Genomic DNA, 10,002 nt, shown 5'->3' with positions numbered 1-10,002 from the left:
CCTATTGTTAAGCGATCGCCAATCCTCTCCTTAATAGAATGATTATCATTATTAATTTTTTTGTTAATTTTATCTGCTAATTCAAAACTCCCAACCCTTCTTCGGTCGAGCTTTCGGGGTGACAAGCACCCCGTGAGGTCACAATCTGAATTAAATTAAATCTCTGCTGAAAAGCATTCAAGCCCTAATTAACGGTAAACAGTGTAAGTATATTTTGTAATAGATATTTGTAATAGATACTTTGTAATAAATACCTTTTTATGAAGCAATACGAGTTTCGACCAGAAGCAGGCTGAGCTGCTGGTCGATAAGATAGTGCATATTGAGTAAACATATGAACGCTCGCCTTCAAAGCATAGCAGTTCAAATTTGGCAAGTCTTTACTTTGTCTATGAGGAGAAATGATAAACGTTGAATTTGGAGCAGGCATTAGAGCTACACAAAAACTTTACACTTCTATGTGAATCAGACACAGTCAGGATTTCTTCTGAGGTGGCTGACCCCCAACCAAATAAATTGAATTTGTAGGTAGCATGGACTAATGTGAGCCCTTGAAATAATTTGTTTTAAACCTCCCAATAGTTTGAGCAATATATAAGTTGTTTCTACGGAAGACCTGAGTACGTTCGAAACTGGTAAATCCCCAGCAATCGCAAACAGTCAATTACAAATCTTAAATTCTCTTATAGTTAGTCATCTCGAAAACCTACAATCGTAATTTAATTGCGTGGGCTTCTGCGTCGCAAAAAGTCAGGAATATCAAGTACAGATTTTTCTTTGGGTTCCGGAGTTGGATTTGGAGAACTCAACGGTTGAGTAGAAGGTGACTGTCGCTTTTGTGGCTGTGGAGCCATACGTACATTTGTAACATTTTGCGGTTGCTGTGGAGGTAGGTCTCCTGTAAAGCCAGTTGCGATGACTGTAATTCTCACTTCTCCTTGGAGGCGATCATCAATCACCGCACCAAAGATAATATTGGCATTAGGATCGACTACTTCATAAATAGCTTCCGCTGCTGCATTCACTTCATGTAGGGTAAGGTCGCTACCACCAGTAATATTTAAGACAACACCCCTCGCACCTTCAATGGAAGACTCGAGTAATGGTGAAGAAATGGCTGCGATCGCAGCTTCTCTAGAACGAGACTTACCAGAACCAATACCAATTCCCATCAATGCAGAACCAGCATCTGCCATCACAGCCCGCACGTCAGCAAAGTCAACATTAACTAAACCAGGAATGGTAATGATGTCGGATATCCCCTGAACACCTTGGCGTAATACATCATCTGCATAACGAAAAGCTTCTTGCATAGAAGTTTGTTCGGGAATGACTTCCAGCAGTTTGTTGTTGGGGATAATAATTAAGGTATCTACCCTACTTTTTAGACCTTCAATACCTTGTTCTGCTTGAGTACTGCGACGACGTCCTTCAAATATAAACGGACGTGTTACCACCCCAACAGTTAAAGCTCCCATTTCTTTCGCAACTTCAGCAACTATCGGAGCCGCACCAGTACCGGTACCACCTCCCATACCAGCGGTGATGAATACTAAGTCAGCACCTTCTAAAGCTGTAGCAATCTCGTCGCGAGATTCTTCCGCTGCTTTTTGACCAATAGCAGGATTACCACCAGCTCCCAAACCTCGGGTGAGCTTTTGTCCAATTTGTAATCGGCTCGGGGCTGATGCCATAGTTAAAGCCTGTGCATCAGTATTAATCGTCCAAAATTCAACCCCACTCACATCAGAGGCAATCATGCGATTAACCGCATTCCCGCCACCACCACCGACACCAATTACCTTGATGTTAGCAACGCGACCCGGCACAATATCGCCAATCCGATTGTCCTCAAGGGGTGTTTTGCTATCGTTATTTTGTCCAAAAGTTAATCCGGAGTGACTAAAAGGATTAGTAGAGTTAACCGCTAAGGATAACTCCGGCTGTCCCGGAGATTGAGAGTTTCTGTAGGTAAGCCCTTGGTTGTTATCAAGTGTCATCAGATTTGTGTGCAAGTAGATAAACGACTTTTAAGGTGCTTTTCACCCGCATAGTCAACTATAGTTTGACGCGGTCAAGATATAATGTTCTGGTTTTTCCCTTGTTCTTTTCTCTTCCAACCCTAACAGGATTTGAGAAGTGAAACTTGCCGTGGTTTTAAGCCACTACGATACGCGATTGCTTCTTGAAGCACCACATCAAAAACAATTGCATCGCCAATTCTAGAGAAGTATACCTATAATTACCGATAATTAAAATGTATAACTTAACTCTCAACTTGTTTTCCTTTTCTTTTTTTCGCTTACTCGGTGACATGTATTTTTTGTTTCTCCATAGGCTGGTACAAAATACTATTTTTCATCCTAAAAGTCACTATTTTTACAAGTATATGTGGTGAGTGTTCTTTTTTATCTCAATATAAATACTTTTTGAGTTCGAGTATAAATTGCAATCACTTGAAGAAATACTACTACAATATCAATTATCTTTTACCTCCTTATTAGTTAATTTCAACAGTATATAGTCTTATAAATCACAAAATACGTTTGCGTATATGTTTGTAACAGCAAAAATGTCAGCCAATTCAGATTAATTCTAAAGAGACTACGATACTGCTATTATCTGTTTTTATGATTTGATTTGCGGAATTTGACATTTGGGGTAACTGCAATTTAAAACACGTTTATTTGTTTTCGATTAAATGTGATTTTAAGCTAAAATATTTGTTCATTTGCTTTTTAGGTGATTTGAAGACTTTCACACTAATGAAAGTTTTGTAGTAGCTATTTCCCTGGTTGGGTTATTTTAAGTGAAATCATCAGAGCGTGATATTATAACCTACCTGTGGGCTGATTCATTGTATTTTCTACATGTTATAAAGATAAACTTAATCTAAAGATCAAATCATAATAGAAGTTTGTCTGTAATGAATATTAGTCAACAATATAAATCATCCTTTATTGTAGTTAGCTAAACTCTTCTTTAAATTAATCTGTTGACAAACATAGATGATGTTTGTGCAGGAACTAACCATTGATAGCAAAACATGCTTCTATGTGTTAGTGCAATACCTTAAAATCAGCGTAAGTTGCATTCAAAACATATAAGATTTACAGCTTAGATTACATCATTAAATTGTCTTACATCTAGCACGCAATATATAAATGTCAAGTTCGCAACTAAGTAACAACTAAAAATAATTGTGTTTTCAGAAAGTAGCCTTGAGAGTAAATTCTGTTATCTTGACGATCGTTTAAGACAGAATGATTTGTAAATTATCTGTGAAAATTTGAAAATTTACACATTATAAATATATGTTGTAAGAGAAAATCTCTGAACCTATTCAAATTTCCAATAAAATAACTACGCCTGATAGCTTTATTTTTGAAAGAATTTACAATTAATTTTTGTGCTTTTTATGATTCATCTGTACTAAAGGCTTTTTGGGATTTCTGAGGTCGATATAATTTATTTGGTCAAGATTTAGTTGTGCTTTAATTTGGCGCATTTGTGCCAGTGTTCTAATTTGTTCTGGCAAAATATTGCTAGGAGAGCCCAATAAAACCTTTCCTAATTCTGTATTCAAAACTAGGTTTGTAGGATTTTGAAAGTCGATCGCTGTAACTTTGATGGAAGTTTGACGTAAAGTCTCATAAAGCAAAATCCACGAGGAACGATATTTTTCGCTATAACCCACGACTGAAAGATTGGGTAAGCCAAAATCAGGGTTCAATGATGTACTTTTCCCCACCGGTATCCAATTTCCATTTGCATCAATCAGCCCAGAAATTGATTTCTTATCCCCTGAAGATAAGGATTGTTTTGCGATTGCAACAGGTACTCTTTCTTTTATTTGAACTACTAGTCCTGGTGGAAATAAACGACGACTTACCACTGCTCGTGCAATCCCTGGTTGCTTAGTTAAGGATTTACTAATCTTTGAAGGTTGAACGCGCCATAAAGACTGGGGATAAGATAGTGTCATCGCAGAGCGAATAACTTTCTCATCTAAAAGTCGGTTACCAGAAACAGCTATTTGCTTTGGAGCTTTTAATACCCAAATAGGCTGAAAAACTACCCATATCAAGCCTGCAGTCATGCTGCTTACAGCAAAAGTTTGCCATATTGTTTGCACAATTTTTACTTGTTTTTGACGGCGTAATTTATTACGGCGCTTTTGCAGATCGCGATGGGATACTGATGCGATTTGTGTCATTCAAACCCCTTTCTATTTCCAGTCAAATTAATCTTCAATCGCACTTGAATTATCTAAAAATTAAATTTGATAGTTCGATGCTAATTCAAATTTCTAGCCGAAATTATTGTTCAATTCAGCAATAACCTAAAGCGATCGCGATAAGATTACCGCACTGATATAAAGATTTCCTTAATTCTTTGATTTCAAAATGCAATTAAATATAACTCCTTATAAGGAGAATGATAATTTTTGTCTGTCTGAAATACTACAAAGGTAGTTATTGCTATTTAAATCTTTTAATATCTCTTATTTTTGCTATTTGAGAGACTTTTTACAGGGAACTTGCTTGACTATGGAGGTGATTTTTAATAAGTAAATTGGATATTATTGTATCAATATTTAGTCTTCTAGGAAAGAAACATTCGGATTAAATTTGTTGTCGATTCCATCATTAATAAATTGATTTTTCTAATAAACTCTTTACACACAAAGCCTCCTAAAAATTTCTGTGCAACAAAAATTATATGAGATGTCAACCAAAAATTGTAGTTTAGAGAACTTATATAAAGTTAAATTTTGCACATCTCAGATAATTAACCATCTAGTTTAATGATTTTTAAATCTGTGGATGACAAAAGTTTGATTACTGGGAAACAGATATACCTTAATCATTAGAATGATCTTGGATAGCTATTATGTTGTGCTTATTTTGGTGTATTCCATCTCAATTGTGCACAGAAAATTTCTCTTCTGAAGTTTATACTCACAACTGTGCATCCCTGAAATAATTTATTTGTACTATAAAATTTATTTGTACTATAAAGCAGTTGGAGTAGAGCTTGAGTAATATTTAGTTTGCTAGGTTTGATGTGAAAATTATAAATACTCTACCGCATATAATGCCAAAACTTACGCGTAAATAATTTTTGTTTTGCACGCATCAAAGCACAAAGTTATTTAAGATACTTTTAATAGCTCGACGGTAATAGTATCAACATCAATTAGAGTGATTTAAAACTGAGACTAAATTTACACAATAAGCTTACCAAATTAGCGCTTAGTGATAGCATTGCGTACGTGCAAAGTTTCCATCATGGATATATCCTGATATGAGCCTATAGCTAAAGGGTAACGATAAAAAAAAATGGGATTCGATCTATATTTATTTTCTCTCCAGTAAATATTTAAATTCAGTAATTTAACTGATGTTGATTCACGACTTGTATTTGTTAAAAACTCCTTAGGTGTTGGCAAAACAACAAATACAGGTGTAAAAAAGACAAATGACTCAGTATATTCAGGGTTATATCAATCCTTTTTGTCTTAACTAAAATCACTTTGGCATAGGGTTGAAATTGTTAGAGGGTCGAACGCTTATAGTCGAACGCTTATAAATTAGTTACAAGTGATGATTGCATCTACATGAGACATACACTTAATCTGCTACGTTTTTTTAAAGCCTGTAATCCTAGCAAAACGCTAGTTATGGGTGATTCTGCTGACCGACAATACTATATAGATTTTTCCGATGTTCGAGGTTGCAAAATAGTTGAGGAACTACAACGAACAATCGCACGTATATCTCCCGATGAGCCGACCTGTCAGTTATTTACAGGGCACATTGGTTGTGGTAAATCTACAGAGCTACAAAGGCTCAAGGCTGAATTAGAAAGTGCGGGTTTTCACGTAGTTTACTTTGAATCTAGCCAAGATTTGGACATGGCAGATATTGATATCAGCGATATTTTGTTGAGTGTGGCACGTCAAGTCAGCCTTAGCTTAGAAAATGTTGGGATCAAAATTACAGCCGGTTATTTCAGTAACTTGTTTAAAGAAATTGGAGATTTTTTTCATAATTCTATAGAGCTTTCGGAAGCTGAGCTTTCTATAGGAATTGCCAAGATTACTGCTAAAACCAAGGACAGTCCCCATTTACGCACTCATTTGCGACAATATTTGGAACCTCGTACCAACAGCATTTTGCAAGCCATTAACGAAGAAGTATTAGAAAAAGCCATTAAGCAACTAAAGTTTAGGGGGCAAAAAGGATTAGTTGTAATTGTTGATAACTTAGATCGAGTAGACATGCGCCCAATGCCATCAGGGCGATCGCAACCAGAGTATTTATTTATTGATCGGGGCGAACAATTACGCAGGCTCAATTGTCATGTTGTTTATACTATCCCTTTAGGATTAATTTTTTCTAATGAGTATCAGACTTTAAAAAATCGCCTCGGGGGAGGAATAGCTCCAAAAGTATTACCAATGGTAAGGGTGTGTCAACGTTCTGGTGGTGACCATGAACCAGGAATGTCTCTTTTACGCCAGTTGGTATTGGCTAGGGCTTTTCCGGATATTACTTGGAATGCAAGATTTGCTCTGATTACCGAATTATTCGATAGTTTGGAGACATTAGATCGTTTGTGTCGGGTAAGTGGCGGTCACATTCGTAATTTATTGGGTTTACTTTACAGCTGCTTACAAAGGCAAGATCCACCTTTTTCTCAAGCATGTTTGGAAGCTGTTATTAAAGATTATCGAGATGATTTGCTATTAGCAATTGACGACCAAGAGTGGGAATTATTGTTTCAAGTAGTAGAGCAGCAAACAGTTCGAGGCGAAACTGAATATCAAAGATTACTCAGAAGTATGTTTGTATTTGAATATCGCGATCCCCAAGGGAGATGGTTTGGAATTAGTCCAGCCCTGGCAGAATCAGAAAAAGTACTTTCTTGGCAACAAGAACGCACGCTAAGCATTTCCCAATCTTAAAATCTCTTCAACCTGGTTTTAAAATTTTTGATTATTAATTGTTGATTGTTGATGATTAATTCTGCTTTATGACTAAAGAATGCTAGATTTTAATTCTTATAAGTTCTAATTTTTGAATTCTAATTTTTGATTCTAAATTTTTCAAATCTAAATTTTTGAAACCTAATTTTTTTAATCTAATTTTTTAAATCTCAAATTTTGTAATTTTTAATTGATAAGTTCTAAGTTTATTTTCTTAAAGCTCTATTTTCAGTTATGAGAGAGTGGAAAATCACAGAAACAAGTGTGGCACCAAATAAACATTCCCTACAAAGACTTATTCGAGCCATTGAACTTTCTCGAAGTCAATTCTCACTAATTTTGGTGCGATGTAACTATCAACAATTACGCGAACAAGTTGTAGAAAATATTCGCAATTTAACAAAGGATATATATATAAGAGAAATTCTCCTTCCACCCTCTGCAAAAACTTTACATAAAGCAATAATTTCAGAATTATTTTTAGATAATCCTGCTGTGGCTTCAGATTCTTTACCAACTTCAGTGATAGTATTTGGTTTAGAATCTAATCTTGCATTGGAAAATTTATTAACTAGTATTAATCAAGCTAGAGATATCTATGCTGATAAGTTTCCTTTTCCAGTTATCTTGTGGTTACAAAATGATGTTGCAACTTTATTATCGCGATTAGCTCCTGATTTTAAAAGTTGGGCCGCAACTACGATAAAATTTGAAATGTCCCAAGAGGACTTAATCACTCTAATTCGACAAGAAACAGAATGTTTGTTAGACACCATATTGGCTGCAGGTACAGAACAATTTTTATCAAATGTAGCCCTAGATTTAGATCCTAATTCTCCACATCGTCGCGAAATTGAATCTGCTCGGAATGATTTACTACGAATATATGGAGTTAATTTAGAACCAGAATTATCAGCAAATTTAGAGTTTGTTTTGGGGCGGGATAAATATGTCAATGACCAAATTGATGATGCTTTAACTCATTATCAACATAGCTTAGAGTTTTGGCAGTCAAAAGTTAATGAGGAAACAGTATTATTAAATGCAAAAAAAGAAGAATCATTGAGTTTAAACTCTTGTTTTTCTTCCGGTCGTCTAGCTGTTGTTCTATTTCATTTGGGATTATGCTATCGCCGAATAGCCGATCTGCGTCCCTCGCTTCATAGAGTTTATGGAGAAAAAGCACTTAATTGGTTTCACCAATGTTTGGAAGTTTTAGAAAAAGCTAATAAACCACAATTAATTGCTAAGTTTATTATCCCTGTTTGTGAAACATTACAACGCTTAAAAACCTGGAAAGAATTAAGAATTCTGGCTGAAAAAGCCTTAGAGTTACACAAAAATTACGGCGATAAAGCACAATTAGCTCAAGATTATGGTTTCCTTGCAGCAACAGCAATTTCTGATTCTAATTGGGTTCAAGCTTATGAACTAGTAAATACAGCTATTTCCTATGCAAAATTTGCTCCTAAAGCATCGCGTCAACAAGAAAGTTGGTATCTATTGCTATTAGGACGCATTCAAAGAAATTTAGACCAATGGGACGAAGCAGTAAATAATTTAGAATGGGCAAAAGTAGTTTGCGAATTACAGTACCAACCAGCACTTTATTTAGAAATTATTGAAGAACTGCGATCACTTTACTTTTGCCAATTTCATAATTATCTTCAAGCTTTTAAACTCAAACAGGAAAAAATCCAAATAGAACATCAGTATGGCTTTCGCGCCTTTATTGGTGCAAGTCAATTACAACCACAACGCTATCGGGTGAATCCAGTTTTACCATTTCAAAATATAGATTCCCCTTTAGAAGAAGTTGCACCGGAAATTGCTGCATCCGGTAGGTCTCAGGATATTAATCGATTAATTGAGAGAATTAGCCGTGCTGACCGGAAGTTAAGTATTATCCACGGTCCCAGTGGAGTTGGGAAAAGTTCAATTTTGAAAGCTGGATTAGTACCTGCACTCAAGCAAAAAATTATTGGCGATCGTCAAGCTTTACCAATTGTTGTATCCGTTTACACTGATTGGTTAGAAGCTATTTCCAAAAATTTAGATAGGGCTATAGCCCAGACAGATATTACAGTTGGTTTTAGTTTAAAAGTTTCCCCTAGCAATATTATTCGGAAAATACAGTTACTATCTGAGAAGAATTACATTATTATTCTGATTTTTGACCAGTTTGAAGAATTTTTCTTTGTTTGTAAAACTATTCAGAAAAGATATGACTTTTATAAATTATTTGGAGAATGTTTAAATATCCCATTTGTGAAAGTTTTACTTTCTCTAAGAGAAGATTATTTACATTACCTCTTGGAACTTGAGCGTTACAGTAATTGCCAAGGTGAAAAAGCTTACGATCTAGGAGTAATTAATCGAAATATTCTCGATAAAGATATTCGCTATTACATTGGTAAATTTTCTCCTAGCGATGCAATCGAAATTATTCATAGCTTAACTCAACGCTCCCATTATGAAATTAGCGATGAATTGATTGCAGAATTGGTCGCAGAGCTAGCTGCTGATGACTCACAAGTTCATCCCATCGAACTACAAATAGTAGGGGCTCAAATTCAAGCCGATAATATTACAACAATTGAAGCATATAGGCAGCGCGGTGGTTCGGCAAAACTAGTAGAATGCTGGCTAGAAGAAGTTATTAAGGACTGCGGCCAGGAACATGAACGGTTAAGTTGGCAATTACTTTTTGAATTAACTGATGAGAAAGGTACGCGACCTTTAAAAACAAAAACAGAATTGATCGGTGCTCTATTACAAGAATTTACAAGTGAACTTGACCTGGGCGGAGAATGGGAAAGTGTAGATTCTTCTGGCGAAATAGAATTTAGCGACCAAAGCGATCAAGATTATGTGAATACAGAAATATTAATGGTGTCTCCCACTAGTTTGGGATTAATCCTAGAAATATTGGTCGGCAGTGGATTAGTACTACAAGTACCTGCTGAATTAGGCGATAACTATGCATGCAATCGCTATCAATTAGTCCATGA

General features: G+C 35.7%; 3 protein-coding genes and 1 pseudogene. 2 read left to right on the top strand and 2 right to left on the bottom strand.

Annotated elements, in window-relative coordinates; translation table 11 throughout:
- Window positions 1-719: 719 nt before the first annotated feature.
- Entirely contained in the window at window positions 720-2,000 is a 1,281-nt protein-coding gene (gene ftsZ / locus QNJ50_RS27430) for a cell division protein FtsZ (protein ID WP_300642012.1), read from the bottom strand.
- A 1,400-nt stretch (window positions 2,001-3,400) separates the two neighbouring features.
- Entirely contained in the window at window positions 3,401-4,216 is an 816-nt protein-coding gene (locus QNJ50_RS27425; RefSeq protein ID WP_300642009.1) for an FtsQ-type POTRA domain-containing protein, read from the bottom strand.
- A gap of 1,404 nt (window positions 4,217-5,620) precedes the next feature.
- Here QNJ50_RS27425 and QNJ50_RS27420 point away from each other — a divergent pair.
- Entirely contained in the window at window positions 5,621-6,970 is a 1,350-nt protein-coding gene (locus QNJ50_RS27420) for an ATP-binding protein (protein WP_300642006.1), read from the top strand.
- Between the two features lie 255 nt (window positions 6,971-7,225).
- A pseudogene (locus QNJ50_RS27415) lies at window positions 7,226-10,002 on the top strand (hypothetical protein); the annotation flags it as partial.

The organism is Mastigocoleus sp. MO_188.B34, assembly GCF_030065675.1.
Taxonomy (GTDB): domain Bacteria; phylum Cyanobacteriota; class Cyanobacteriia; order Cyanobacteriales; family Nostocaceae; genus Mastigocoleus.
The sequence above is the reverse complement of the archived record's forward strand: the minus strand, read 5'-3'. Positions and strand labels throughout refer to the sequence as shown.

Excerpts from the sequence above, each read along its gene's own strand:
- ftsZ (WP_300642012.1), bottom strand. The coding sequence starts at position 2,000 with ATGACACTTGATAACAACCAAGGGCTTACCTACAGAAACTCTCAATCT.
- QNJ50_RS27425 (WP_300642009.1), bottom strand. The coding sequence starts at position 4,216 with ATGACACAAATCGCATCAGTATCCCATCGCGATCTGCAAAAGCGCCGT.
- QNJ50_RS27420 (WP_300642006.1), top strand. The coding sequence starts at position 5,621 with ATGAGACATACACTTAATCTGCTACGTTTTTTTAAAGCCTGTAATCCT.